The sequence below is a fragment of the Streptomonospora nanhaiensis genome (genome assembly GCF_013410565.1).
GTDB classification, from domain to species: Bacteria; Actinomycetota; Actinomycetes; order Streptosporangiales; family Streptosporangiaceae; genus Streptomonospora; species Streptomonospora nanhaiensis.
The window spans coordinates 2,747,212-2,772,603 of sequence record NZ_JACCFO010000001.1; the positions used below are offsets into that span (position 1 = coordinate 2,747,212).

Below are 25,392 nucleotides of genomic sequence, written 5' to 3' on the forward strand. Positions count from 1 at the left end.
CCTCACCGGGCGCGGGCCGCCGCCACCCTGCTCGGGTGCGGGACGCGGCTGACCTCCGCGGAGGAGGCGCGCCGGGAGTCCCCCGGCGCGCCGGTTACGCGCAGCCGCGTCTTCTCCTTGCGGTCCCGCCCATGGCGGTCGGCGATGGCGCGCGCCACCCGGACGCCCGAGAGGAGCGGCGCCCGCTCGGCCTCGCCGACGGCCGCGTGCGCCTTGAGCGCACGCCGCATGGTGTGCTCCATCTCAATCAGGCGCAACCGGTTCTCCGTGAGCCGCTCGCCCTGCGGCAGCGTGGCGCGGCGCTCGCCCCGGGGCAGCTCCCCCTTGATCCCCATCAGCTCGCGCTGATGGCGGATGGCCTCGCGGACCGCCGCCAGCGCCTCGCGCGGTTCACCGTCCTCCAGGTGCTCGCGGGAGCGGGCGTAGGCCATCGACGCCAGCAGTTCGGCGGCCCCGGCCGCCCGGGGGTCCTCGGCCCCGAACGCGCCCTCGATGCCTCGGGGAAGGGCGTCGAACCGCTCCTGGGCCTCGGCCCACCCCTTGGGTCCCGCCCACGCCAGGGCCCGCAGGTAGTCGTAGGAGTCGGCCAGGTGGGGCTTGCCGCTTGACCCCGCTGCGCGGCCGGCCTCCCACGCGGTCCTGCACCACTCGCGGTGGGCCGCGAGCGCGGCGTCCCGCTCGGCGCGGAGCGTTTCCGTGCCGGCGGTACTCCGCGCGGTGTCGGCGGTGTCGGCGGCCTCCCGGCCCCGCTCGGCCGCGGCCAGGTCGGCGGTCAGGGTGTCCGCCCGGGTCCGGTACCCGTCGGCCAGGTGCCGCGCCACCTCGCGCAGGGCCAATTGGACGTCGACCACGTCCATGCCGCTCGCTCGGACCGGCGCGCGGGTGATCAGGTCGGCGGCGGTGCGCAACTGGCCGGCCAGGGCGATCAGTTCGACGCGGCTGTCGGTCTCCCCCGCGCTCCGCCACTCCCGGATGGCCTTGCCGAAGGCGTCGAGCGCCTCGGGCAGGTTGGCGGCGCCGGGCCCCAGGTCCGGGTCGGCGAGCAGCCGCGCCGCGGTCATGCGCAGCGCCCGGTAGGCCGTCCGGCGCGGGCCGACGGCCTCCGCCTCCGCCAGGGTCCGCGCCTGGAGGTGCAGCAGCCGGACGCGCCACCCGCGCGCCCGGCGGGGGTCGGCGGTCTCCGGCAGCAGCGCGTCGACGCGCAGCGCGCGCACCATGTCCAGCGCCGCCGACCTGGCCCACGGCGTGGGCAGGTCGGAGCGCGCCACGAGCCGGTCCCGCAGCGCGGTCAGCTCCGTGGCCACCCGCTGGGCGAGGAGGCGGCGCTCCGCCTCGGGGAGGCGCCCCCACCGCGTGCGCCAGGCGGTGGGCCGCCGTCAGGTGCCGGTAGGCGTCGTCGAGGCGGTCGAGGTGCAGGGCGCTGCTCCCGGCCGTGAACGCGGCCTCCAGTGCGTAGCGGACGGGCAGGCCGGGCTCCGCGAGCGCCTTCACGCCGGCGGCCGCGCTGTCGGCCCACCGGTAGACGTCGGCGAACCGGCCGTCCCCGTACAGGGCCGCGGCGTGCCCCAGGCGCCGGTCCAGGTCCTCCTCGACGGCCCGCGCCAGCTCGGCGTTGGAGGGTCCGTGGGAGCGCCGCAGTTCGGCGAAGACAACGAAGACCTCCTGCGGCCCGTCCGGTCCCGGCGGCACCGCCACCCGCCCCTGCCCGTCAACCCCGTCCATGGCCGCCCCCCGCGATCATCGGCTCCGCGGTCATCGAGAGTACTCCCGCGCGGCGCGCCCCACCCCGCCCCGACCACCGGCAACCGCCCGGCGGGACGCGTATCACACCTCCGGCGGGGCAACACCGCCGCCGTCGAGGGAGGGGGCGGGCCGGACGGTCCCGCTGCCGCGCAGGGGCGGCACCCACCCGGCCTCGGGGTCGTAGCGGCGCACGATCCGCCCGGGCACCCCGGCGATCACGCTGTAGTCGGGGTAGTCGCCGGGGCGCACCACCGAACTGGCGGCGACCACGCAGTTGCGGCCCAGCCGGGCGCCGGGCAGCACCACGGCGTTGGCGCCGATCCAGGTGCCGGCGCCGATGCGGACGGGGGCGTCGGCGGGCCACTGGCGGCCGACGGGCACGTCGATGTCGGCGTACACGTGGTTCTGGTCGGTGATGTAGACGTAGGGGCCGGTGAACACGTCGTCGCCGACCTCGATCGAGCGGTGGGCCACCACGTGGGAGCCGCGCCCGATCGTGCAGCCGTCGCCGATCCGGATCAGCGGGCGCGGACCCAGGTCCAGGCCCGGCACCATGCCGGCCGTGAGCGTGATGTCGGCGCCCAGCAGGGTGTGGGCGCCCAGCTCGATCCACGGCTCGCCGAAGATCGTGGCGGGCGGGAAGGCGATGGAGGTGCCGGGCCCGTAGGCGGCGAAGCGGCGCGCGGCGCGCGAGCCCGCGCGGACGTCGGCGTTGCGCCGCGCCCAGGACCACAGTGCGCGCAGCGTCCAGGAGACCAGTCGTGACACCCGCATCCCCACATCTACTGGCCGGTAGTGACGGGATGCAGCGTATTATCCCCGGCCCCGGCGACCGGGCGAGCGGCCGGGTGCCGCTCGCCCGGTCGGCCGGCGCTACAGCGACAGGTGCGCGAGCACGTCCTGGCGGGTCAGCAGCCCTGATGGCTTGCCGTCCATCAGCACCACCACCGCGCCCGACTCCTGGAGCAGTTCCACGCAGCGGCTGACCGGCTCGCCCGAGCCCACCACGGGCAGCGGGGCGCCCATGTGCCCCTCGACCGGGTCGTCCAGGTTGGCGCGCCCGTGGAACAGCGCGTCGAGCACGTCGCGCTCGGCGACCGCGCCGACCACCTCGGCCGCCATGACCGGGGGCTCCTCCTTCATGACGGGCAGCTGCGAGACCCCGTACTCGCGCATGATCGACACCGCCGTGCCCACCGACTCGTGCGGGTGGATGTGCACGAAGTCGGGCAGGTCGCGGCCCTTGGCGGCGAGCACGTCGCCCGCCGTGGCCTCCTCGGTCTCCTCGGCCAGGAACCCGAAGTCGGCCATCCACTCGTCGTTGAAGATCTTGCCGAGGTAGCCGCGCCCGCCGTCGGGCAGCAGCACCACGATGACGTCCTCGGGCGAGGCGGTGGCCGCCACGCGCAGGGCGGCGACCACGGCCAGTCCGCAGGAGCCGCCCACCAGCAGCGTCTCGTCGCGGGCCAGGCGCCGGGTCATCAGGAAGGACTCCTTGTCGCTGACCGCGATGACCTCGTCGCAGACGGCGGGGTCGTAGGTCTGCGGCCAGATGTCCTCGCCGACGCCCTCGACCAGGTAGGGGCGGCCGGTGCCGCCGGAGTAGACCGAGCCCTCCGGGTCGGCGCCGATGATCTTCACCCGCCCCTGGGAGACCTCCTTGAGGTAGCGGCCGGTGCCGGTGATGGTGCCGCCCGTGCCGATACCGGCCACGAAGTGGGTGATGCGCCCCTCGGTCTGCTCCCAGATCTCCGGGCCGGTGGAGCGGTAGTGCGACTCCGGGTTGCCCGGGTTGCTGTACTGGTCGGGCTTCCAGGCGCCGGGGATGGTCTGGGCCAGGCGGTCGGAGACCGAGTAGTAGGAGTCGGGGTGCTCGGGCGCCACGGTGGTGGGGCAGACCACGACCTCGGCGCCGTAGGCGCGCAGCACGGCGAGCTTGTCCGAGCCCACCTTGTCGGGGCACACGAAGACGCAGCGGTAGCCCTTCTCGGCGGCGACGATCGCCAGCCCCACACCGGTGTTGCCGGAGGTCGGCTCGACGATGGTGCCGCCGGGGCGCAGCTTGCCGGCCTTCTCGGCCTCCTCGACCATGCGCAGGGCGATCCGGTCCTTGACCGACCCGCCCGGGTTGAAGTACTCGACCTTGGCCAGCACGGTGGGGGCGAGCCCGCTCGTCACCTTGTTCAGCCGCAGCAGCGGGGTGTTCCCCACCAGTTCGATCAAAGAGTTGTGGACCCGCATCGCTGAACCTTTCTCACTACGGCGCCGTCGCCCGGCCGCGGCGCCTCCTGCGCGCCGCTGGGCCGTGCCCCGACTCTAACGGGCGCGCCGCCCCGCCCCGCACCCGGTGACCAGCAACGGAACCGGGACCGCGCGGTGGTGGCCGAGGGGCCCCGGCGAGGGCGCCGGACCGCCCGCCGGGCTCCCTTGCTACCCCGTTGAAGCGGCGGTGACACGCCGGAGGCGGATCGGCGCACGTCATGTGAACCGTGCGGCGAACGGGAACAACCGCTTACAGGACGGCCGTTGAGTCCACGGATACGCGAAGACGAACAAACCGGGCACACCGAAACGGCACCCCGTCCGGGCGCGACGGCCGCGCGGGCCGACCGGACGCGGTCTGCCGGGGCGGACCGTGACCGCTCGACCCAGGGAGGCGGACATGGTGCTGCGCGCCGCACGCGCCCGCAGGATCGCCACGGCGACCGCGTTCGGGGGTGGCGGGATCACCCTGCTGGGCGCCACCACCGTGGGGCTCCTCTACCTCCAGGCGCGCATGGCCGTGCACGCCATCGGCTTCACCAAGTGGCAGCCGCCCAAGGCCGACGGCGTCTACGGACAGGGCACCGGCACCCCGCTGCTGTTCGCCATGATGGGCGACTCCACGGCCGCGGGCTACGCCGTCGCCGACCCCCTGGAGACCCCCGGAAGCATGCTGGCCTCGGGCATCGCGGCGGTGGCCGACCGCCCGGTGCGGCTGCGCCGGGTGGCCAAGGTCGGCGCCACCTCGGCCGACCTGCACGAGCAGCTGGAGAAGCTGCGCCGGCGCAAGCGCGCGCCCGACCTCGCGGTCATCTTCATCGGCGCCAACGACGTCATCCGCCGCATGCGCCCGGCCGACTCCGTGCGCCACCTCCAGGAGGTCGTGCGCGAACTGGTGGGCATGGGCACCGCCGTGGTGGTGGGCACCTGCCCCGACCTCGGCACGGTGCAGCCCATCGGCCAGCCGCTGCGCTACATCGCCCGGCGGGCCTCGCGCCAGCTCGCCGCCGCGCAGACCATCGGCGTCGTCGAGGCGGGCGGGCGCACGGTGTCGCTGGGCAGCCTGCTGGCCGAGGACTTTCTGGCCCGCCCCGACGAGCTGTTCGGCCCCGACCGGTTCCACCCCTCCGCCCGGGGGTACGCGCACGCGGCGGCCGCCGTCCTGCCCTCGGCGTGCGCGGCCCTGGGCCTGCTGCCCGAGCCGGCGGACCGGCTGGAGTCCCCCCTCGGCGAGGACGTGCTGCCCGTGCACCGGGCGGCGGTGGCGGCCGCCGAGACCGGCGGCAGCGAGGTCAGCCGGGCCCGGGTCGGCGGCCGCGAGCGCGGCCCCCGGGGCCGCTGGGCCACCCTCATGCGCCGCCGGCCCCGCACCGAGGAGGTCGCCCCCGGCACCGGGGCCCCGCCGGTCGCGGTCGAGGACGACGACACCGCCGAACACGAGGTCAGCGGGTCCTCGGCCGCCGGCTGAGCCCGCCCGCGCGGCGCGCCCCGCCCCGCCCCGCCGTGGGCGGCGGCGGGCCGGACGCCCGCGGGGGCCGCGCAGCGCGACACGGGACCTCGGCACCCCACTCCGTGGCCGGCTCGGTTAGCCTTCCTGTAACACCGACCGACCTACTGGTCGGTCACATCGTGTTCCGCTGAGAAAGGCCGCGAACATGCCCGAAGCCGTCATCGTCGCGACCGCGCGTTCTCCCATCGGGCGCGCCTTCAAGGGCTCCTTGAAGGACATCCGGCCCGACGACCTCGCCGCGCAGGTCATCACCGCCGCGCTCGCCAAGGTTCCCCAGCTGGACCCCGCGGACGTCGAGGACCTGCTCCTCGGCTGCGGGCTGCCCGGCGGCGAGCAGGGGCACAACCTGGCGCGCGTCATCGCCGTCCAGCTCGGGCTCGACGGTGTGCCCGGGGCCACCGTGACCCGCTACTGCTCCTCGTCGCTGCAGACCACCCGCATGGCCTACCACGCCATCAAGGCCGGCGAGGGCGACGTGTTCGTCTCCGCCGGCGTCGAGATGGTCAGCCGGTTCGTGAAGGGCAACAGCGACTCCCTCCCCGACACCAAGAACCCTGTCTTCACCGACGCCGAGGAGCGCACCGCCAAGCGCGCCGAGGGCGGGGCGCCGCCCTGGCGCGACCCGCGCGAGGACGGCCGGCTGCCCGATGTCTACATCGCCATGGGCCAGACCGCCGAGAACGTCGCGCAGCTGCGCGGGGTGTCGCGGCGGCGCCAGGACGAGTTCGGCGTGCGGTCCCAGAACCTCGCCGAGAAGTCGATCGACAACGGGTTCTGGAGCCGGGAGATCGTGCCCGTCACGCTGCCCGACGGCACCGTGGTCGACACCGACGACGGCCCGCGGCGCGGCACCACCTACGAGAAGGTGGCCGAACTCAAGCCGGTCTTCCGCCCCGACGGCACCGTGACGGCGGGCAACTGCTGCCCGCTCAACGACGGCGCCGCTGCGCTGGTGATCATGAGCGACACCAAGGCCGCCCAGCTCGGCATCACCCCGCTGGCGCGCATCGTCTCCACCGGGGTCAGCGCGCTGTCGCCGGAGATCATGGGCCTGGGCCCGGTCGAGGCGTCGCGCCAGGCCCTGGCCCGCGCCAACATGAGCATCGGCGACATCGACCTGGTCGAGATCAACGAGGCGTTCGCCGCCCAGGTGCTGCCCTCGGCCGACGACCTGGGCATCGACATCGACCGCCAGCTCAACGTCAACGGCGGCGCCATCGCCGTGGGCCACCCTTTCGGCATGACCGGGGCCCGTATCGCCACCACGCTGCTCAACGGCCTGGACTTCCACGACAAGACCTTCGGCCTGGAGACCATGTGCGTGGGCGGCGGCCAGGGCATGGCGGCGGTCTACGAGCGGCTGAGCTGATCGCCGCACCGCGCCCACGGTGATCGATCATCGCGGCGCGCGCCCGGCGCCGGGCCTTCCCTTCCGCCGCGCCCCGCGGGCGCGGGCGGCGCGGGAGGCCCGGCCACGCCGGGCCTCCGGCACCCGCGGATGGCCGCGGCGCGAACGGTGAGTGACGGAACCGGGACGGCCGACCGACAAATCCGGACGTAAAAGCCCGGCTGAGGGTCTTGTCCCAACCGTGATCCTGTTGCAGTGTCGCAGGTAAGTGCCACCCACCTATGGAGGTGCCAATGTCGGTAACCCACTCGCCGGAGACGCACGCGCAACTGATCGCCCGGATCCCGACCGTCACCGGCCGCGAACTCAGCGAGTGGTTCGACACGCTCGAACAGGGCCCCGGTCTGTCCCGCTGCCTGGAACGCTCCAACTGGCTGGCCGACGAGTACAACCTCAGTCACGGCTACGCCCAGGCGATCGTCCAGGAGTACGACCGGCGCCGGCGCAACCGGTCCTTCGTACCGAGGCAGCGCCCCTGATGACCGAGACACGCCCGTGAGCACGGTGCGGGCCGCCCGCGCGGCCGCCCGACACGACGACGGCGCCCCGTCCGGACGAACCGGACGGGGCGCCGTGGTGTGCGCGCCCGGAGCGGGCCGCCGGTGCGGCCCGCGGGGCGGGCGTCACTCGCTGAACAGCGAGCGGATGATCCAGATCAGCCGGATGATCTCGATGTAGAGCCAGACCAGCGTGACGGTCAGGCCGAAGGCCAGTTGCCAGGAGAACTTGCGCGGCAGGCCCATGTTCAGGGCGTCCTCGATGCCGCGGAACTCGATCATCAGCATGGCCGCGGCCAGGGTGACCGCGATGAGCGAGATGCCCAGGCCCAGCAGGGAGGGTTCGCGCAGCCCCAGGCCGCCCGGGATGAACAGCGCCGCCACCAGGTTGACCAGCAGCAGCACGAGCAGGCCCAGCGCCGCCGCCGTGACGACCTTGACGAAGGTGTTGGTCACGCGGATGATGCGGAACCGGTAGACGGCCAGCACCGCGCCGGCGGTGATGAGCGTGGCGAAGACCGCCTGGGTGACCAGCGAGCCGATGGCCGAGCCCGACGACGCCGCCAGCGAGAGTTCGAGGATGCCGCTGAGGCCGCCGACGAACAGGCCCTCCAGCGCGGCGTAGACCAGGATCAGCGCCGGGTTGGTGGACTGCCGGAAGCCGATGACCAGGCCCAGGATCAAGGCACCGATCGCGCCGATGATCGCCAGCCCCATGCCGAGCGGGTTGCCCGCGACGGTGATGAGGTAGGTCGGCACGGCGGTCAGGATGACCATGCCGATGGTGATGGCGCTGCGCACCACCACGTCGTCGATGGTCAGGCGGTCGGCGGCCGAGGGCGCGCCGTAGCCGGGCTGGCCGTAGGGGGCCTGGCCGGGCTGCGGGTAGCCGTAGCCCTGCGGGGGGTACCCGGGCTGGGGGTAGCCGGGCTGGCCGTAGGGCTGCTGGTAGCCCTGCTGGTAGGGCCCGCCCTGGCCGTACGGCGCCTGGTACGACTGCCCATAGCCGGCGCGGCCGGACCGCACGGCCCGTTTGAGAACGGGGTTGGAACTCCTAATCTGCATGTCTGCGCAAGCCTTTCCAGGGCGTGACCTGTGTGCCCTCAACGTAACGCACGGCCCCGCCCGCTGGTTCCCCGCGAACGTCACGGGTCGGACTCGACGGGTGCGGGCGGCCCCCGGGGCGTGGTAGGAGGCGGGGGTGGGGGTTGACAGCGGCCCCGCGCTGTCCGCATCCTCAGACCATGTTCACGCCGCCCCGGTTCCCCCTGGCCAGCTTCCGGCCCGAAATCCGCATCGGGGCGCGCCGCGGCACCGCCGCCCTGCTGTGTCGCCGCGGGCGCCTGGGCTCTCCGCCCCGCGCCTGACCCTCTCACCGCGCTCCGCGCCGCGGTACCACCCGGCCACCCGGTGGCCCCGCCACGGGTCCTGCCTGTGGACGACTCCGACGACACACGGTCGCTTTCTGCTTTCCTGAAGTGACGATCCGCCGGTGCCGCGCCCCGCCGCGTTCGCCCGTCCCGCCGCGCCGCGGCGGACCGCCTCCCCCGGCGCGGCCCCGCGCCGGCCGGCGCCGGCCCGGCCCGTCCCGATCCCGTCCGCCTATCCCGACCGCCCGCCCTCCACTCCTGTCCGGCACCACCCTGCGGCCACCGCCGCCGCGCGGCCCTCGCGCGTGCGGCGGTGGGGCGGCACGGCCGCACACCACCACGCAGGCGCACGTCACCGACACCACTCACCAGACACCGCGAAGGAGAGTGCACGCATGACCGTCCTCACCACCGGGACCACCCCCGCCCCCGCGGCGCGCGCGCTGCGCGAGGCCCGCTGCGTCGACGACGCCGTCGTCGAGGGCCCCCGCGTCCTGCGCCGGCTGCCCGAGGGCGCCGAGGAGCGCCCCTACACCGCCTTCGAGGTCCGCCCACTGGGCCGGGTCATCGGCGCCGAGATCCACGGCGTCGACCTGCGCGAGCCCATCAGCGAGGAGCTGCGCGCCGAGATCCACCGCGCGCTGCTGGAGTTCAAGGTCGTCTTCTTCCGCGACCAGCCCATCACCGCCCGGCGTCAGCAGGAGATCGCCCGCATGTGGGGCGAGCTGGAGACCAACCCGTTCATCGACCAGGGCGAGGACGCCCACATCGCCCGCTTCGCCAAGGGCGACATGCCGCCGAGCTACGAGAACGTCTGGCACACCGACGTCACCTGGCGCGAGGCCCCCGCCATGGGCGCGATCCTGCGGCTGGTCGAGGTCCCGCCGCAGGGCGGCGACACCATGTGGGCCGACATGGGCGCCGCCTACGACAACCTGCCCGACGAGGTCAAGGAGCGCATCGACGGCGCGGTCGCCGAGCACGACGTCATCCCCGGGTTCGCCCGGTTCCTCGGCCACGAGAAGCTGCTGGAGTGGCAGGACCGGTTCCCGCCGGTGCACCACCCGGTCGTGCGCACCCACCCCGAGACCGGCCGCAAGACCCTGTTCGTCAACGTCTCCTTCACCACCCGCATCCTGGGCATGGCGCCCGAGGAGAGCGACCGGCTGCTGCGCTTTCTGTTCCAGCAGGCGCACGTACCCGAGTACCAGGTGCGCTTCCAGTGGCGCAAGGACTCCATCGCCTTCTGGGACAACCGCGCCACCCAGCACTACGCGGTGAACGACTACCACCCGCACCGGCGCGTGGCCGAGCGCGTCGCGATCGTGGGCGACCGGCCGTTCTGACCCCGCGTCCGGGGCGCCCGGCACGGCCCGGGCGCCCCGGCCCGCCGGGGCGGCCCCGGCTCAGCCCCGGCTGAGCAGCGAGCGCGCGAAGAACGCCACGTTGGCCGGGCGCTCGGCGAGGCGGCGCATGAAGTAGCCGTACCACTCGTCGCCGTAGGGCACGTACACCCGCATCCGCCGGCCTTCGGCGGCGAGGCGCCGCTGCTCGCGGTCGCGCACGCCGTAGAGCATCTGGTGCTCGTAGTCGGCGGGGCCGCGGCCGGCGTCCTCGGCGAGCCGGCCGGCGATCGCGACGAGCCGGGGGTCGTGGGTGGCCACCATGGGGTAGCCGGTGCCGCGCATGAGGATCCGCAGGCAGCGCACGTAGGACCGGTCCACCTCGCGCCGGTCGCGGTAGGCCACCGACTCCGGCTCGTCGTAGGCGCCCTTGCACAGCCGCACCCGCGACCCCGCGCCGCTGAGGTCGCGGCAGTCGGCCTCGGTGCGGCGCAGGTAGGCCTGGAGCACCGCGCCCGTCGAGGGGAAGTCCGCCCGCAGGGCGGCCAGGATCCCCAGGGTGGCGTCCACCGCCGTGTGGTCCTCCATGTCCAGGGTCACCGCGGTGCCCGCCTCGGCCGCGGCCGCGCAGATGCGGCGGGCGTTGTCCAGGGCGATCTTCTCCCCGTCGCGCGGCAGCAGCCGGCCCACCGCCGACAGCTTCACCGAGACCTCGGCGCGGGCGGCCAGGCCGGTGCGGGCGAGTTCGGCCAGCAGCCGGGTGTAGGCGTCGACGGTGGCACGCGCCCGCGCGGCGTCGGTGACGTCCTCGCCCAGGTGGTCGAGCGTGACCTCGCGGTCGGCGGCCAGCGCCTCGACCGCGCCGAGCGCCTCCTCCAGGGTGGACCCGGCCACGTACCGGGCCACCAGTTCGCGCGTCACCGGCGCGCGTTCCACGGCCGCGCGGCAGGCGCGGGAGCGCCCGGCGGCCAGCAGTGCGGTGCGGAGCATGTGCGGTCTTCCCTTCGTGCTCGTGGGCCGGCCGGGGCGGGGCGGGCGGGCGCCCCGCCCCGGCCGCGGCCGGGGTCGGGCTCAGCCCTGGTGGGGGTGGCGCGAGGCCGTCGGCGGGACGAACGTCTCCTTGATGGAGCGCGGGCTGGTCCAGCGGGCGAGGTTCTGCGCGCTGCCGGCCTTGTCGTTGGTGCCGCTGGCGCGGGAGCCGCCGAAGGGCTGCTGGCCCACCACCGAGCCGGTGGGCTTGTCGTTGACGTAGAAGTTGCCCGCCGCGAACCGCAGCGCCTCGTGGGCGGCGGCGATGGCGGCGCGGTCGTTGGCGATCACCGCGCCGGTCAGCGCGTAGGCCGAGCCGCGGTCCACCACGTCCAGGATCCGCTCGTAGTCGGCGTCGTCGTAGACGTGCACGGCGACGATCGGGCCGAAGTACTCGGTGCGGAAGACGTCGTTGCCGGGGTCGGTGCCGACCACCACGGTGGGGCGCACGAAGTAGCCCGTGGAGTCGTCGCAGGTGCCGCCCGCGATCACGGTGAGGGTGGGGTCGGCGTGCACGCGCTCCAGCACCCCGGCGAGGCGGTCGTAGGCGCGGCGGTCGATCACCGCGCCGAGGAAGTTGGACAGGTCGGTGACGTCGCCCATCGGCAGGGCCTCGACCTCGGCGACGAGGTCGTCGCGCATGCGCTCCCACACCGAGCGGGCGACGAACGCGCGCGAGGCCGCCGAGCACTTCTGGCCCTGGTACTCGAACGCGCCGCGCACGATCGCGGTGCGCACCACGTCGGGGTCGGCGCTGGCGTGGGCGACGACGAAGTCCTTGCCGCCGGTCTCGCCGACGATGCGGGGGTAGGAGCGGTAGGTCGCGATGTTCTCCCCCACGGTCCGCCAGAACCGCTGGAACACCCGGGTGGAGCCGGTGAAGTGCACCCCGGCCAGATCGGGGTCGGCCAGGGCGACCTCCGATACCGCGATCCCGTCGCCGGTGACCATGTTGATCACGCCCGGCGGCAGGCCGGCCTCCTCCAGCAGGGCCATGAGCAGGTGCGCGGAGAACTGCTGGGTGACGGCGGGCTTCCACACCACGACGTTGCCCATGAGCGCCGGGGCGGTGGGCAGGTTGCCGGCGATGGCGGTGAAGTTGAACGGTGTCACGGCGTAGACGAAGCCCTCCAGCGGCCGCTGCTCCAGGCGGTTCCACTGGCCGGCGGGGCTGTGGGGCTGCTCGGCCATGAGGCGGCGGGCGTAGGCGACGTTGAAGCGCCAGAAGTCGATCAGCTCGCAGGCGGCGTCGATCTCGGCCTGGATCGCGGTCTTGGACTGGCCGAGCATGGTGGCGGCGTTGAGGGTCTGCCGCCAGGGCCCGGCCAGCAGGTCGGCGGCGCGCAGCAGTACGGCGGCACGCTCGTCGAAGGGCATCGCCCGCCAGGCCGGCGCCGCCGCCTTGGCGGCGGCGATCGCCGCGCGGGCGTCGTCCTGGGTGGCGGTGCCCAGGGTGCCCAGGACGTGGGCGTGCTTGTGCGGCTGCACAACGTCCACGCGCGCGCCGCCGCCCATCCGCCGCTCGCCGCCGATCGCCATCGTCAGGTCGACGGGCTCCTTCGCCAGGCGGGTGAGTTCGGCGGTCAACTCGGCCCGCTCGGGGCTTCCGGGCGCGTACGTCAGGACCGGCTCGTTGACCGGCGTGGGCACGTTCGTGACGGCGTCCATGCGACCTCCCGCGAAAGACCTGGTTGAACTGCACAAACGTAAGAGAGGGGGCGGGGGGCGGGCGTTGTGCGGCCGTCCGACGTTCGCGCCGTCCGCTTGGCCGATACGACAAAATGGACCCACCATGGACTCCGTCTCGCCACCGCCCGCCCGTCCGTCCGGCCTCTCCGACCCCTCCGCGCCCGCCGCCGCGTCCGAAGCCCCGGACACCGGCGCCGGCGTGCCGCTGCGCCGCCTGCTGCTGGCGGTGGGCGACCCGCTGGTCGACGTCCTCGCCGCGCCCGGCGGCCTCGACACCCGGGTGGAGGACGTGGTGCTCGCCGACCCCGAGGACGACCCCGACGCCTCCCCCGGCGACCTCGTGCTGCTGATCGGCGCCCGCGGCGCCGCGGCCCGCCACCTGGTGCGCGCGGCCGCCCGGCGCGGCGCGGCGGCCGTCGCGGTCAAGGTCGCCGCGGGCGGCCCCCCGCTCCCCCCGCCGGGCCGGGGCGGGGCGCGGCAGGCGGGCCCGGCCCGGCGCGGCGGCGAGGAGTCCGCGCTGCTGGGCGCGGTGGCCGAGGAGGCGGGGGTGGCGCTGCTGGCGGTACGGCCCGAGGTCCGCTGGGACCAGCTGCACTCCCTGTGCCGCAGCGTGCTGGACGACGCCCGCCTGTCCGCCGACACCGGCCTCGGCGAGCCCGGCGGCGACCTGTTCTCCCTGGCCCAGACGATCGCGGCGCTGACCGGCGGCCTGGTCACCGTCGAGGACTCCGCGAGCCGGGTGCTGGCCTACTCCAGCGGCGAGGAGGTCGACGAACTGCGCCGCCTCTCGGTGCTGGGTCGTCGCGGACCCGAGCAGTACCTGGCGCTGCTGCGGGAGTGGGGGGTGTTCGCGCGGCTGCGCGCGGGCGAGGAGGTCGTGCGCGTGGACGAGCACCCCGAGCTGGGCATCCGGCGCCGGCTGGCGGTGGGCATCCACGCGGGCACCCAGCCGCTGGGCGCGATCTGGGTGCAGGAGGGCGCCCAGCCGCTCAGCGCCAACGCCGAGGAGGCGCTGCTGGGCGCCGCCCGCATGGCGGCCCTGCACCTGCTGCGGCACCGCACGGAGACGGCGGTGGGCCTGCGGCTGCGCGACGACCTGCTGGCCAGCCTGCTGGAGGGGCGCATCGAGGCGGCCGCGCTGGCCGACACCATCGAGGTGAGCCACGAGCGCCCCGCCCTGGTGGTGGCGTTCGCCCTGGCCGCCGGCCCGGCGGGCACGGCGGGCGGGCCGGGTGCGGCGGGGGCGCGGCGCGCGGCGGCCGACCCCGGCGACCCCTCGGGCCGCGAACTCGTCCGGCGCCGGCTTGTGGACCTCGTCACCGTGCACACCGCCGCCTACCGCCGCCGCTCGCTGGTCACGGCGATCGGCGGGCGCATCTACGTGCTGATGCCCGACCTGGCGCGGGGCCCGCGCGGCGCGGCCGAGGCCGGGGAGTCCTCGGCGGAGGCGTCGGTGCTGGCCCTGACCCGCAAGACCGTGGAGGCGGCGCGCGCCACGCTGGGGGTGGCGGTGCAGGGGGCGATGGGTTCGCTGGTGGACTCCCTGGCCCAGGTGGCGGACTCCCGCGCCGAGGCCGACCGGATCCTCGACGCCATGGGCCGCGACCTGGCCAAGGACGTCGCCACCATGTCGGACGTGCGCACCCAGGTCCTGATCAGCGAGACCCTGGCCTACCTGCGCGCCTCACCCGCCCTGCGCGACCCCAGGGTCAGCGCCCTGGCCGCCCACGACGCCGCCCACAACTCCGACCTGGTGCCCTCGCTGCTGGCCTACCTGGAGGAGTTCGGCGACGTCCGCACCGCCTCGGCCCGCCTGCACGTCCACCCCAACACCCTGCGCTACCGCGTCCGCCGCGCGGAGTCCGTCAGCGGCATCGACCTCTCCGACCCCACCCAGCGCCTGTTCACCCACCTCCAACTCCTGCTGGAGCGGACGAACCAGTAGGCCCCGACGCGCGGTCGTGCGAGGAGAAGGCCGGGCTACGGGGGACCGGGATTGAAGACCGCGTGCGTTCCGACCCTCCGCCACACGACGTGCGGAGTCCCGGGGCGCTGCTCGCGTCCGTACTGCCATGTCGCCCGCCCGTCCGGCGCCCATGTCATCTCGTACACCTCGGAGGCAACGCCCTGCACCCGCTTCACCCGTAGACCAGGGCGAAAGGAGCCGCGCACAAGGTCGGGCACGAACTCCTCCGCGACCACCTTGCGGAAGCGAGCCTTCTGCTCCCTGGTGAGGTTCTTGTAGTCCCGCTTGAAACGGGGAAGGACCTCAAAGGTCGGCACCGCAGGTCACCTGTCCAGATCATCGAACATGGCGTCAACGTGATCGTAGACGGCACCCTCGCCCGCCTCGATTTGCTCGCTCGCCTCGCGCTCTCCCCGCTGCCAGTCGTCGGTCCAGTACCAGCGCTGGTCGGCGGGGACCACCATCAGGCCGCGGAGGTGCACGTCGCCGTTGGCGTCGACGGTGAACTCCACCTCGTCGCCTTCACGGATGTGCAGCGCCTCAACGATCTCGGCAGGCACTGTCAACTGGTTCCTGCGGCGCATGGTTGCCCGCCGCCGACGCTCTCTGATGGACATGGCGCCTCCCCTCGGACTGAGAGGATTTCAGCTTATACGAAATTCAGAATTCCCTGCGGTCGGACGTTCGGGTCCGCGGCCGCCGCCGTAGGGGGCCGCCCCGCCCGGCGGAGCGGCCCCCTACGGCGCGAAGCTGTTCAGGATCGGCACCAGCTGCTCCTCCTCGTAGTCGAGGTGGGCCTCCAGTTCGGTGATCAGCCGGTCCACCTCCTCGGCGAGGGCGCCGGTGGTGGGCTCGGCGCCGCCCAGCAGGTCCTGGAGGCGCTCCAGGAGCCGCTCGATCGCCTTGTGCTCGGCGCTGAGGCGGGCGATGGTCTCGGCGGTCTCGGGGTGGGCCTTCGCCACCGCCGGGAACATGCCGTTGTCCTCCATCGTGTGGTGGAAGCCCAGGCTCTGGCACATGGTCAGGCAGTTGATCCGCAGCTGGGCGCCCAGCCGGGGGCCGGCGGCCCCGACCTCGGCGCGGATCAGGGCGAGTTCACGGCGCAGGGAGTCGTGCAGGGCCACCAGGCCCTCGCCCAGCCGCGTCTCGACCGGAGCGGCGGTCACGGGGGTGAGGGCGACCACGGGGATGGTGCGCCCGGCCTTGGCCTGGTACTCCCCCCATCCGGGGTCGGACTCCACGGCGCGGGCGAACACGGCGTCGCGCTCCTCGCCCTCCAGCACCACCGCGTCGGCCTCCAGGACGAAGACCCCGTTCTCGACGGTGACGCGCGGGTTGGCCCGCAGGTTGTGGAACCAGGCGGGGTGGCGCGGCGAGCCGCCGGCCGAGGCGATGACGATGCTGCGGTCGCCGTCGGGCAGGTAGCCCAGCGGAACGGTGTGCGGCCGGCCGCTGCGGGCGCCGGTGGTGGTGAGCAGCAGCAGGCGGGCGCCCTCGAACATCCCGCCGACGCGGCCGCGGTTGGCGCGGAACTCGTCGATGACGGCCTGGTTGAAGTCAACGGGCGCGGAGGTTTCGGTCATAGAGGTCAGTGCTCCCTTTCAGGGTCGAACGCGGCGATGGCTGAGGCGGGCGCGCCGGCACGCGCGAGGGCGCGGGGCACGCCGGGGCGCACGTCGACCCCTCCGGGCGGACACAGCGGTCGCCGGAGGCGGGAGCGGCTCAGGACGCACGGAGCAGGCGCACGGACCCGGGGCGGCTCCCGGGCGGGGACGTGCGCGAAGAGGTGCGGAAGTGGAGAGCGCGGCCGGCGCGGCGGCGGGACGTGGTGACCGCCGGGCGGGGACGACGTGCGGGTGCGGCGGTTAGACGGCGCCTGTGATGCGGCTCACGACATCATCCCCCTTGGGCTCTCGGTGCCGCCGCCGCGCGACCCCCGGGACCGGGGACCGCTCGACACGGCACGCGCACCAGCAAAGCCCACCGGCCCCGGCTTGTCAACGCCGGGCCCCGGCCGCAACCGGCCGCCGCGCCCGGCCCGCTCCGCCCCGGTCGCCGCGTCAGGCCGCCGGAGCCGCTCTCCCCCGGTCCGCCTGCCCGGTCTGCGCCGCAGCGCCCGCGGCCTCACGCGCCGCCGTAGAGGCGGGTGAGCGTGCGGCCGGGGTGCTGGGCGATCAGCGCCGCCGACGCGCAGACCGCCTCCTTGATCGCGGCGGCGGGGCGGCCGGTGACCACGGCCGGGCGCGGGGAGTCGTCGGAGCGCACCAACTGGATCAGCCCGTCACGCCGGCCCAGGCTGACGCACTGCACGATGTAGCCGTAGCGGAAGGGCCGCGCCGGCTCGCCGCGCCGGTGGGCGAGGATCCTGTCGACCACGCCCATCCCCGCGGGCAGCCCGGTCGCGCAGGCCATGCGCAGTTCCGCGCCGTCCACGCCGTACATGACGGCGGCGTCGCCGATCGCGTACACGTCGGGGTGCGACACCGAGCGCAGGGTGTCGTCGGTGCGCACCCGCCCGGCCGCGTCCACCGCGAGCCCCGACCGGGCGGCCAGCGGCGCCACCCGCAGCCCGCCCGCCCAGGCCACCGCGTCGGCCGGCACGAACCCGCCGCCGGCCAGCTCGACGCCGTCGGGCCGGATCGCGGCCGCGACCGCCCCGGCGCGCACCTCCACGCCCAGGCGCGCCAGCGTCCGCCGGACGTGCGCCCGCCCGCGCGGCGACAGCCACGCCCCGGGCTCCTTCGCCGACACCAGCCGCACCCGGGTCCCGGGCCGGCTCTCGGCGATCTCGGCGGCCGCCTCGATCCCGCTCGCCCCGCCGCCGACCACCGCCACCTCGCCGCCCGGCCCCAGCCCGGCGAGCCGTTGGCGCAGCGCCCGCGCGCCCGCCAGGTGGGCGAGGGAGTGGGCGTGCTCGGCCAGGCCGGGGACGCCCTCGGGGTCGGCGGTGCTGCCGAGGGCGTAGACGAGCGTGTCGTAGGCCAGTTCGCGCCCGCCCGCCGCGCTGTCCCCGGCCGCCTCCAGCCGCACCCGCCGCCGCTCGGGATCGAGGGCCGCGACGCGGCCGACCACGAGGTCGATCCCGGTGCCGCGCAGCAGCCGGGGCAGCGACGGCAGGCGGACGTCCTGCCCGGCGGCGACCTGGTGCAGCCGCACGCGCTCCACGAACCGCTCCGAGGCGTTGACGAGCCGCACCCGGACCGGTTCGCCGCGCAGTTCGGCCGCGAGTCGCCGCGCCGCGCTCAGGCCCGCGTAGCCCGCGCCGAGGATGAGGATGTCGTGCATGGCGGCCGCCCTTTCGTCGTCGTCGGTTGCCGCCTCTTGAACCGGCGGGCACGGCCGAACCTGACAGGGTGCGATGTGATCCGCGTCATATCCGCGCCGCGTCGGCGCCGCCCGCGGCCTGGGCGGCGACGTAGCGCAGCTTGTCGGGGTTGACCACCGTGCGCACGGCGGTGACCAGGCCGCCGTGGATCTCCAGCACCATGGCGGCCACGCCCCGGCCCTCGGACAGCGCCACGAACCCGGGCTGGCCGTTGACCTCGGCGGCCGCCACCTCCAGCCGCGGCAGTTGGCGGGTGGTCCAGGAGAGCAGGTAGCGGGCCACCCGCTCGACGCCGCGGACGGTCTTGCGGGCGGCGTGGACCCGGCCGCCGCCGTCGGACTGGGCGACCACGTCGGCGTGCAGCAGCCGCTCCAAAGCGGCGACGTCGCCCTCGCGCGCCGCGCGCAGGAACTCCTCGGCGGTCCGGCGGGCCTGGTCGTCGGTGACGCTGAAGCGCGGCCGGTCGGCCTCGATGCGCGAGCGCGCGCGGTGGTAGAGCTGCTGGGAGTTGGCCTCCGACAGCTCCAGCACCGCGGCGATCTCGCGGTGGGGGTAGGCGAACGCCTCGCGCAGCACGAAGACCGCGCGCTCGGCCGGTGTCAGCCGCTCCAGCAGCGCGAGCACGGCCATCGACACCGTCTCGCGGCGCACCGCCGCCTCCTGGGGGTCGGTGTCGGGCGCGGCGGTCACCACGGGCTCGGGCAGCCAGGGGCCGGGGTAGGTCTCGCGCACGGCGCGGGCGGAGGTCAGGCGGGTGCGGCAGAGGTTCACCAGGACTGCGGTGAGCCAGGCGGCGGGGACCTCGACCCGGCAGTGATCGGCGCCCACCCAGCGCAGGTAGGTGTCCTGGACGGCGTCCTCGGCCTCGGCGACGGAGCCGAGCATGCGGTAGGCGATGGCGAACAGGCGGGGCCGCTGCTCCTCGAACGCCCGGGTGTGGGCCGTGGCCGCCTCTGGCATGGCGCCAGCGTAGCGCGGGGCGCCGACGGCTCCGGGCCGGGGCGGGGCGGCGCTGTGGGGGCGGCGCGACCGCGCCGGATGCGGTGGGGGTGCCCCCGGTCGGACTCGAACCGACACTTGTGACCCTTTTAGGGGGCCTGCCTCTACCATTGGGCTACGAGGGCGGCACCATCATACCGGCGCCCGACGTTTCAGCGGGTTTCGCACCGCTTCGGCCTGTCAACATACGAAACGGCCGGTCCCCGGGGTAGGGACCGACCGTTTTCGCTGCTCAGGCCGGAGGCTAGCTCACGCGGCGCAGCAGCCGGCCGTTCTCGACCTGCGGGCCGCTGGCGCTCTCGAACGCCTGGCGCGGGGCGTCCATGTCGGGCAGGGCCGCGAAGTCGCGGCGCAGGAAGAACCCGATCGTCCAGTCCGCCAGCACCCGCACCTTGCGGTTGAAGGTCGGCACCGCGTAGAGGTGGTAGGCGCGGTGCGCGTACCACGCCAGCCGCCCGGTCAGCTTGACGCGGCCGAACATCTGGGCCGCGCCCTTGTGCAGGCCGAGTCCGGCCACCGCGCCCAGGTTCTTGTGCCGGTAGGGCGTCATCGGCTTGCCGCGCAGCGCCGCGATCACGTTGTCCGCCAGCACCGGGGCCTGGCGCACGGCGTTCTGGGCGTTGGGCGGGTAGAAGCCGCCGTTGCCGTCGGGCACCTGGGCGTTGTCACCGCCCGCGAACGCGTTCTCCACGCCGTTCACGGTGAGGTACTCGCTGGTGTCGACGTGCCCCTTGGGGCCGAGCGGCAGGTCGCCCGCCTGCACCACCGGGCTGGGCTTGACACCGGCGGTCCACACCAGCGTGCCGGCGTCGAACTCGGTACCGTCGCTGAGCTTGATGCGCTGGTCGACCGCCGACTCCAGGAAGGTCGACAGCCGGACGTCGATCCCGCGCCGCTTGAGCTGGTTGAGCACCCGCTCGCCAACGTCGGGGCCGACCTCGGGCAGGATGCGGTCGGCGGCCTCGATGAGGTAGAAGCGCAGGTCCTCGACGCCGATCGAGGGGTAGATGCGCGTGGCGTCGCGGGCGAGGTCCTCCAGCTCGGCGATCGCCTCGGCGCCGGCGAACCCGCCGCCCACGAAGACGAAGTTGAGCGCCTTGCGGCGGATCTCGGGGTCGTCGGTGGAGTCGGCGATGTTGAGCTGGTCCAGCACGTGGTTGCGCAGGAACGCGGCCTCTTCGACCGTCTTGATGCCGATACCCCACTCGGCCAGCCCGGGGATGGGCAGGGTGCGGGACACGGCGCCGGCGGCCATGACGATGTAGTCGTAGGAGATGGCGCGCGGTTCGCCGACCGTGGGCTCGAAGTCGACGCTGCGGTTGGCGTGGTCGATGCGCACCACGCGGCCGGTGAGGACGCGGACGCGGTCGAAGACGTGGCGCAGGGGCACGACGACGTTGCGGGGGGAGATGCTGCCGGCCGCGATCTCCGGGAGGAACGGCTGGTAGGTCATGTAGGAGTTGGGGTCGACGACCGTGATGCGGGCCTCGCCCGCCCCCAGCTTCTTCTCCAGCCGCTTCGCGGTGTACATGCCGAGGTAGCCGCCGCCGACGATGAGAATGTGCGGGATCTCCGACTCATCGCCGCCGCCGTGTACCAGGCGGTAGTTCCTGTGTTCGGTCATCGTGCACCCACCTTTGAATCCCGTTGCCCCAGACCTTGAGCGCCAAGATCGGTAAGTCTCTGGTTGATCGGCACGTTCCCGTCGGCGTTCGGCGGAAAGAATGCCCTTCCTTGGCAAGAGCGGGAGGGTTCTCCTCGCCCTCGCTTGTGCATTCTTTCACAAGCCCCTCGTAACACGAAAGGGACACCAAGGACAGGTTTAGACCATCCCACGGCGGCTCAAACCAGAGTTTCCGCAGGTCAGAGTGCTTGTGAAGGCTTTCACGTAGTCCTCGCCGGGTGACACGTCTCACCCGGCTCCGGCCTCGACTCCGCCCGGGAACAGCGCAACGCCGCAGGCAGGGGGCGGGGCTGTGCGATCGGCCAGAGGCCCCGGTGGGGCGGGAGCGCCGGCGGCGCGCCGGAGGGGCGCGCGCCCCGCGCACACCCGCGGCGCCGCGCGGCCGAACCGGTGCGCGACCAGGGTCGCACGGGGGGTCCCGCTCCGGTCCGCTACTCCTCGCCGCCCAGCGACAGCCCCCACGCGATCCCGTCGAGGATGTCCTGCTCGCTGGCCACGAACCCGGCCGCGCCGGTGCGCGCGACCACGCGCGACAGGATCAGCGCGCCCGCGCCGATCACGTCCACCCGGCCCGGGTGCATGACCCCGATCTCCGACCGCCGCTCGTGCGGCATGGCCAGCAGCTCCCGCGCGATGCGGTGGGCGTCCTCGGCCGGCACCCACGCGCGGTGGATCCGCTCGGGGTCGTACTCGGGCAGGTCCAGCGCTATGCCCGCCACGGTGGTGGCGGTGCCGGCCACGCACACCAGCGTGCCGGCCTCGGCCAGCGGCACCGCCTCGGCGGCGGCGTCCAGCGCGGCGTCGATGTCGGCGGTCGCGGCGGCGATCTGCTCGGCCGTGGGCGGGTCGTCGGTGAGGTGCCGCTCGGTCAGCCGCACGCAGCCGATGTCGACCGAGCGCGAGACCCGCACCGCGCCCGCGTCCTGGGGCGGGTTCTCCGGATCGGCCCAGCCCAGGACGAACTCCGTGGAGCCCCCGCCGATGTCGACGACGAGGAACGGCGGCGTGAACCCGGTCCCGGCCGCGCCGTCGCCCGCCTCCAGTTCGGCGGTGGCGCCGATGAAGGACAGCTCCGCCTCCTCCTCGCCGCTGATGACCTCGGGCTCCACGCCGATGATCTCGCGCACGCCCGCGACGAACTCGGCGCGGTTGGCGGCGTCGCGGGTGGCGCTGGTGGCGACCATGCGCACCGACTCCGGCCCCGGTTCGATACCGCTGTCGCGCATCAGCTTGGCGTACTCGCGCAGGGCGGCGAAGGTACGCTCCAGCGCCTCGGGGGCGAACTCGCCGGTGCGGTCCACGCCCTGGCCCAGGCGGACGACCTCCATGCGGCGGTCGATGTCGACCAGCCGGACCTCGTCGTCGGAGAGCCCCACGACCCCGGCGACCAGCAGCCGGATGGAGTTGGTGCCGCAGTCGATGGCGCCGACCGTGGCGGTGTGGCCGTCGTCGGCGCCCTGCGGCCGGTCGTCGTGCTGCTGCGGGCTCACGTGGCGGCTCCCTCGCTGTCGTCGTCCCGGTGGTCCCGGTGGTCCCCGTCGCCCTCGGCGCCCGGCTCCTCGGGCACGCACGGCCCCTCGGCCCACCACGCGCCCAGCGCCTCCAGCGCCTCGCGGCCGAAGGGGTTGGCCCCCGGCCGCGCCAGCTCGTGCGCGACCAGGGCGTGCAGGCACTTCACGCGTTCGGGCATGCCGCCCGCGCTCTGCATGCCCTCGGGCAGCGGCGCCGAGCCGTCGCGGCGGGTCTGCTCGTCGCGCTCGGCGATGTAGTCGCGGTGCGCCCGCTCGTAGGCCGCCTTCAGGTCGGGATCCTCGGCCAGGCGCTCCTGCATGCGGCGCATCGTCCCGCTCGCCTCCAGCGTGCCGATGGCCGAGGCCGCGCGCGGGCAGGTGAGGTAGTAGAGCGTGGGGAACGGCGTGCCGTCCTCCAGACGCGGCGCGGTGCGCACGACGTCGGGTCGGCCGCAGGGGCAGCGGTGGGCCACGGCGCGCAGGCCCCGCGGCGGGCGGCCCAGCTGGGCGTGGACGGCGGCGGTGTCGGCGGCGCTGACGTGGGTGTCGGCGGCGGGTTCGGCGGAGTTCATCGCGGTTTCAGCCTAGTCGCCCGGCGCCGCGCGGCACGCACGCCGGGGGCGCCTTTGGCGGCCGCGCTGCGGGGCGCGGGATCAGCGGGGCCGCCCGCCGGGGTCGCCGCCGGAGCCCTGGGGGCGGTCGGCCTCCAGCACCGACAGCCACAGGCGGGTGAACCACGGCTCGCCGGTGCCCTCGGCCTGCTGCTCCTCCTGCTCGTCGTCCTGGGAGACCACGACGTAGGCGCGCTCGCCGGGGTACTGGTAGTGCAGGCGGGTGCGGGCCGCGCGCTCGATGAAGGTGGGGTCCTGGAGCTGCTCGCGGCGCTCCCGCAGCTGCTCGACGCTCTGCTGGGCGCGCGCCTGCTCCTCGCGCAGTTCGGCGATGCGCGCCCGCTGGGCCAGGTACTCGCGCAGCGGGTAGGCCAGGCTCAGCGCGATGACGCAGATCACCAGCGCCAGGATCGCGGCGCGGCTGGTGAGGGCGGGGCGGGGACGGCCGCCGCGCGCGCCGCCTCCGGAGCCTCCGGGCGTGCCCGCACCGCCGCTCGCGCCGCTTTTGCCGGGCTTACCGGATTTACCGCCTCCGGATCCGCCGCCGCTGCCGCCCTTGCCCGGCGGGCGGCGGCCGCCGCCCGCCGCGGGCTCGGCCGCGCCGCGGCGCGGTGCGGCGGCCTTGCGGGCGGCGGTGTCGCGCTTGCCGCGCGCGGCCGGGGCGGGTTCGCGCCCCGGCCGCGCCGCGCGTTCGGCGGCACCGGAGGCCGGCGGCCGCGCCTTCTTCGGGCGGGGCCGCCTCGGCTGCTCTGGCACCTCGGGCATAACCGGACAGGCTAGTCCTGCGGGCGGAACCGCGGGAAGGCCGACACGCCGGCGTAGAGCGCGGCGTCGTCCAGTTCCTCCTCGATGCGCAGCAGCTGGTTGTACTTGGCGACGCGCTCGCTGCGGGCCGGGGCGCCGGTCTTGATCTGGCCGGCGTTGGTGGCCACCGCGATGTCGGCGATGGTGGTGTCCTCGGTCTCGCCGGAGCGGTGCGAGATCATCGCGGTGTAGCCGCTGCGCTGGGCCAGGGAGACCGCGTCCAGGGTCTCGGTCAGCGTGCCGATCTGGTTGACCTTGACCAGCAGCGAGTTGGCGGCGCCCTCCTCGATGCCGCGGCGCAGCCGCTCGGGGTTGGTCACGAACAGGTCGTCGCCGACGATCTGCAGCCGCGAGCCCAGCGTGGCGGTGAGCTGGGTCCAGCCGGCCCAGTCCTCCTCGTCGAGGGGGTCCTCGATGGAGACCAGCGGGTAGGAGTCGGCCAGCTCGGTGTAGTAGGCGGCCATCTCCTCGGCGCTGCGCGACTTGCCCTCGAAGTTGTAGACGCCATCGGAGCAGAACTCGGTGGCGGCGACGTCGAGCGCGAGCGCGATGTCGCGGCCGGGGGTGTAGCCGGCCTTCTGGATCGCCTCGATGATGAGGTCCAGGGCGGCGCGGTTGCTGTCGAGGTTGGGGGCGAACCCGCCCTCGTCGCCGACGCCGGTGGCCAGGCCGTGGCCCTTGAGCACCGACTTGAGCGCCTGGTAGACCTCGGCGCCCCAGCGCACGGCCTCGCGGAAGCTCGCGGCGCCCACGGGGGCGATCATGAACTCCTGGATGTCGACGTTGGTGTCGGCGTGGGCGCCGCCGTTGAGGATGTTCATCATCGGCACCGGCAGCACGTGGGCGTTGGGCCCGCCGATGTAGCGGAACAGCGGCAGCCCCGAGGTCTCGGCGGCGGCGTGGGCCACGGCCAGCGAGGCGCCCAGGATGGCGTTGGCCCCGATCTTGGACTTGTCGGGGGTGCCGTCCAGCTCGATGAGGGCGCGGTCGATGAGCCGCTGCTCCTCGGGCGCGAAGCCGATCAGCTCGTCGGCGATGTCGTCGTTGACGGCGGCCACCGCCTTCTCGACGCCCTTGCCGCCGTAGCGGTCGCCGCCGTCGCGCAGCTCGACCGCCTCGAACTGGCCGGTGGACGCGCCGCTGGGGACCGCCGCCCGCGCGGTCGTCCCGTCGTCGAGCAGGACCTCGACCTCGACCGTCGGGTTACCGCGGGAGTCGAGGATCTCCCGCGCCTGCACTGCCTCGATCGACGACAACGTTGCAACTCCTTTGTTTCGGGTCCGTTCCCGGCTGGAGCGGCGACGCGGAGGGGGCGCCGAAGGCGCCCGCCCGGCGCGCTCCGCCCGCGCGCCTTGCACCGCCGCGGGCGTGGGCGATGGGCGCGGACCGCGCGGGAGCGGCGCCGCTGCGCCGGTCCGGGGCGCGGGCGCCCACCAACGCCACCCTAGCGACCCGGGGCCGCGGGGTCTTCCCCCACCACCGGAAATTGGTCTAGTCCACAACCGGCCGTCACCCGGGCGGGGACGGGAGGGCGGCCGACCGGGCATTCCGGGTCCCCTCACCCGCCGGGACCTGCGCCGACGCGGCGGCGCGCCGGCGGCGCTTATCCCACAATCTCTGTCGGTTTCATTGGCATGGATC

21 protein-coding genes and 1 tRNA gene are annotated in these 25,392 nt (G+C 74.7%); 5 read left to right on the forward strand and 17 right to left on the reverse strand.

Annotated features, from left to right (window positions below; genetic code table 11):
* Positions 1-2: 2 nt before the first annotated feature.
* From HNR12_RS11770 to HNR12_RS11780, 3 genes are all read right to left on the reverse strand, one after another.
* Positions 3-1,304: a hypothetical protein gene (locus HNR12_RS11770; RefSeq protein ID WP_179767528.1), complete on the reverse strand. Its 1,302-nt coding sequence runs from the start codon at positions 1,302-1,304 to the stop codon at positions 3-5.
* Between the two features lie 520 nt (positions 1,305-1,824).
* Positions 1,825-2,517: an acyltransferase gene (locus tag HNR12_RS11775; RefSeq protein ID WP_179767529.1), complete on the reverse strand. Its 693-nt coding sequence runs from the start codon at positions 2,515-2,517 to the stop codon at positions 1,825-1,827.
* 99 nt (positions 2,518-2,616) lie between these two features.
* The gene (locus HNR12_RS11780; protein WP_179767530.1) at positions 2,617-3,984 is read right to left on the reverse strand and encodes a cystathionine beta-synthase; all 1,368 of its coding nucleotides are present in this window, start codon (positions 3,982-3,984) and stop codon (positions 2,617-2,619) included.
* Positions 3,985-4,405: 421 nt separating this feature from the next.
* Here HNR12_RS11780 and HNR12_RS11785 point away from each other — a divergent pair, with 421 nt between their 5' ends.
* The 3 genes from HNR12_RS11785 to HNR12_RS11795 all read left to right on the forward strand — a co-directional run bounded on the left by HNR12_RS11785 (position 4,406) and on the right by HNR12_RS11795 (position 7,402).
* The gene (locus HNR12_RS11785; protein WP_218901918.1) at positions 4,406-5,473 is read left to right on the forward strand and encodes an SGNH/GDSL hydrolase family protein; all 1,068 of its coding nucleotides are present in this window, start codon (positions 4,406-4,408) and stop codon (positions 5,471-5,473) included.
* A gap of 187 nt (positions 5,474-5,660) precedes the next feature.
* A complete protein-coding gene (locus tag HNR12_RS11790) occupies positions 5,661-6,884 on the forward strand; it encodes an acetyl-CoA C-acetyltransferase (protein WP_179767531.1) in 1,224 nt (407 codons plus the stop codon).
* Positions 6,885-7,156: 272 nt separating this feature from the next.
* Positions 7,157-7,402, forward strand: coding sequence for a DUF4287 domain-containing protein (locus HNR12_RS11795; RefSeq protein WP_179767532.1), 246 nt, complete (start codon positions 7,157-7,159; stop codon positions 7,400-7,402).
* Positions 7,403-7,546: 144 nt separating this feature from the next.
* Here the strand turns inward: HNR12_RS11795 and HNR12_RS11800 are convergent, their stop codons facing one another.
* Positions 7,547-8,485 (reverse strand): Bax inhibitor-1/YccA family protein, encoded by a 939-nt coding sequence (locus HNR12_RS11800; protein ID WP_179767533.1) that lies wholly within the window; start codon positions 8,483-8,485, stop codon positions 7,547-7,549.
* Between the two features lie 700 nt (positions 8,486-9,185).
* Between HNR12_RS11800 and HNR12_RS11805 the strand changes: the two genes are divergently transcribed.
* A complete protein-coding gene (locus HNR12_RS11805; protein ID WP_179767534.1) occupies positions 9,186-10,136 on the forward strand; it encodes a TauD/TfdA dioxygenase family protein in 951 nt (316 codons plus the stop codon).
* A gap of 60 nt (positions 10,137-10,196) precedes the next feature.
* On the opposite strand, the gene HNR12_RS11810 is transcribed toward HNR12_RS11805, so the two are convergent.
* Both HNR12_RS11810 and pruA read right to left on the reverse strand, forming a co-directional pair.
* Positions 10,197-11,123 (reverse strand): proline dehydrogenase family protein, encoded by a 927-nt coding sequence (locus HNR12_RS11810; protein ID WP_179767535.1) that lies wholly within the window; start codon positions 11,121-11,123, stop codon positions 10,197-10,199.
* Positions 11,124-11,204: 81 nt separating this feature from the next.
* A complete protein-coding gene (gene pruA / locus HNR12_RS11815; RefSeq protein ID WP_179767536.1) occupies positions 11,205-12,830 on the reverse strand; it encodes an L-glutamate gamma-semialdehyde dehydrogenase in 1,626 nt (541 codons plus the stop codon).
* A 124-nt stretch (positions 12,831-12,954) separates the two neighbouring features.
* Between pruA and HNR12_RS11820 the strand changes: the two genes are divergently transcribed.
* Positions 12,955-14,796, forward strand: a complete 1,842-nt coding sequence (locus tag HNR12_RS11820) for a PucR family transcriptional regulator (protein ID WP_179767537.1) — start codon at positions 12,955-12,957, stop codon at positions 14,794-14,796.
* Between the two features lie 35 nt (positions 14,797-14,831).
* Here the strand turns inward: HNR12_RS11820 and HNR12_RS11825 are convergent, their stop codons facing one another.
* From HNR12_RS11825 to eno, 11 genes are all read right to left on the reverse strand, one after another.
* Positions 14,832-15,134 (reverse strand): hypothetical protein, encoded by a 303-nt coding sequence (locus HNR12_RS11825; protein WP_179767538.1) that lies wholly within the window; start codon positions 15,132-15,134, stop codon positions 14,832-14,834.
* Positions 15,135-15,140: 6 nt separating this feature from the next.
* Entirely contained in the window at positions 15,141-15,434 is a 294-nt protein-coding gene (locus HNR12_RS11830) for an AbrB/MazE/SpoVT family DNA-binding domain-containing protein (protein ID WP_246425062.1), read from the reverse strand.
* A gap of 120 nt (positions 15,435-15,554) precedes the next feature.
* Entirely contained in the window at positions 15,555-16,400 is an 846-nt protein-coding gene (locus HNR12_RS11835; protein ID WP_179767539.1) for a nitroreductase/quinone reductase family protein, read from the reverse strand.
* Between the two features lie 541 nt (positions 16,401-16,941).
* Entirely contained in the window at positions 16,942-18,102 is a 1,161-nt protein-coding gene (locus tag HNR12_RS11840) for an NAD(P)/FAD-dependent oxidoreductase (RefSeq protein ID WP_179767540.1), read from the reverse strand.
* An 85-nt stretch (positions 18,103-18,187) separates the two neighbouring features.
* Positions 18,188-19,102, reverse strand: coding sequence for an RNA polymerase sigma-70 factor (locus HNR12_RS11845; protein ID WP_179767541.1), 915 nt, complete (start codon positions 19,100-19,102; stop codon positions 18,188-18,190).
* Between the two features lie 90 nt (positions 19,103-19,192).
* A tRNA-Leu gene (locus HNR12_RS11850) sits at positions 19,193-19,266 on the reverse strand.
* A 119-nt stretch (positions 19,267-19,385) separates the two neighbouring features.
* Positions 19,386-20,765, reverse strand: a complete 1,380-nt coding sequence (locus HNR12_RS11855; protein WP_179767542.1) for an NAD(P)/FAD-dependent oxidoreductase — start codon at positions 20,763-20,765, stop codon at positions 19,386-19,388.
* A gap of 491 nt (positions 20,766-21,256) precedes the next feature.
* Positions 21,257-22,315 (reverse strand): Ppx/GppA phosphatase family protein, encoded by a 1,059-nt coding sequence (locus tag HNR12_RS11860; RefSeq protein WP_179767543.1) that lies wholly within the window; start codon positions 22,313-22,315, stop codon positions 21,257-21,259.
* Positions 22,312-22,908 (reverse strand): DUF501 domain-containing protein, encoded by a 597-nt coding sequence (locus HNR12_RS11865; RefSeq protein WP_179767544.1) that lies wholly within the window; start codon positions 22,906-22,908, stop codon positions 22,312-22,314. Before HNR12_RS11865 ends, HNR12_RS11860 begins: the two co-directional genes overlap by 4 nt.
* 81 nt (positions 22,909-22,989) lie before the next feature.
* The gene (locus HNR12_RS29515; RefSeq protein WP_179767545.1) at positions 22,990-23,712 is read right to left on the reverse strand and encodes a septum formation initiator family protein; all 723 of its coding nucleotides are present in this window, start codon (positions 23,710-23,712) and stop codon (positions 22,990-22,992) included.
* Between the two features lie 11 nt (positions 23,713-23,723).
* Entirely contained in the window at positions 23,724-25,007 is a 1,284-nt protein-coding gene (eno, locus tag HNR12_RS11875; protein WP_179767546.1) for a phosphopyruvate hydratase, read from the reverse strand.
* Between the last annotated feature and the right edge of the window lie 385 nt (positions 25,008-25,392).

Excerpts from the sequence above, each read along its gene's own strand:
- HNR12_RS11820 (WP_179767537.1), top strand. The coding sequence starts at position 12,955 with ATGGACTCCGTCTCGCCACCGCCCGCCCGTCCGTCCGGCCTCTCCGAC.
- HNR12_RS11810 (WP_179767535.1), bottom strand. The coding sequence starts at position 11,123 with ATGCTCCGCACCGCACTGCTGGCCGCCGGGCGCTCCCGCGCCTGCCGC.
- HNR12_RS11805 (WP_179767534.1), top strand. The coding sequence starts at position 9,186 with ATGACCGTCCTCACCACCGGGACCACCCCCGCCCCCGCGGCGCGCGCG.
- HNR12_RS11845 (WP_179767541.1), bottom strand. The coding sequence starts at position 19,102 with ATGCCAGAGGCGGCCACGGCCCACACCCGGGCGTTCGAGGAGCAGCGG.
- HNR12_RS11830 (WP_246425062.1), bottom strand. The coding sequence starts at position 15,434 with ATGTCCATCAGAGAGCGTCGGCGGCGGGCAACCATGCGCCGCAGGAAC.
- HNR12_RS11790 (WP_179767531.1), top strand. The coding sequence starts at position 5,661 with ATGCCCGAAGCCGTCATCGTCGCGACCGCGCGTTCTCCCATCGGGCGC.
- HNR12_RS11800 (WP_179767533.1), bottom strand. The coding sequence starts at position 8,485 with ATGCAGATTAGGAGTTCCAACCCCGTTCTCAAACGGGCCGTGCGGTCC.
- HNR12_RS11835 (WP_179767539.1), bottom strand. The coding sequence starts at position 16,400 with ATGACCGAAACCTCCGCGCCCGTTGACTTCAACCAGGCCGTCATCGAC.
- pruA (WP_179767536.1), bottom strand. The coding sequence starts at position 12,830 with ATGGACGCCGTCACGAACGTGCCCACGCCGGTCAACGAGCCGGTCCTG.
- HNR12_RS11785 (WP_218901918.1), top strand. The coding sequence starts at position 4,406 with ATGGTGCTGCGCGCCGCACGCGCCCGCAGGATCGCCACGGCGACCGCG.
- HNR12_RS11840 (WP_179767540.1), bottom strand. The coding sequence starts at position 18,102 with ATGCACGACATCCTCATCCTCGGCGCGGGCTACGCGGGCCTGAGCGCG.
- HNR12_RS29515 (WP_179767545.1), bottom strand. The coding sequence starts at position 23,712 with ATGCCCGAGGTGCCAGAGCAGCCGAGGCGGCCCCGCCCGAAGAAGGCG.
- HNR12_RS11855 (WP_179767542.1), bottom strand. The coding sequence starts at position 20,765 with ATGACCGAACACAGGAACTACCGCCTGGTACACGGCGGCGGCGATGAG.
- HNR12_RS11780 (WP_179767530.1), bottom strand. The coding sequence starts at position 3,984 with ATGCGGGTCCACAACTCTTTGATCGAACTGGTGGGGAACACCCCGCTG.
- HNR12_RS11775 (WP_179767529.1), bottom strand. The coding sequence starts at position 2,517 with ATGCGGGTGTCACGACTGGTCTCCTGGACGCTGCGCGCACTGTGGTCC.
- HNR12_RS11795 (WP_179767532.1), top strand. The coding sequence starts at position 7,157 with ATGTCGGTAACCCACTCGCCGGAGACGCACGCGCAACTGATCGCCCGG.
- HNR12_RS11865 (WP_179767544.1), bottom strand. The coding sequence starts at position 22,908 with ATGAACTCCGCCGAACCCGCCGCCGACACCCACGTCAGCGCCGCCGAC.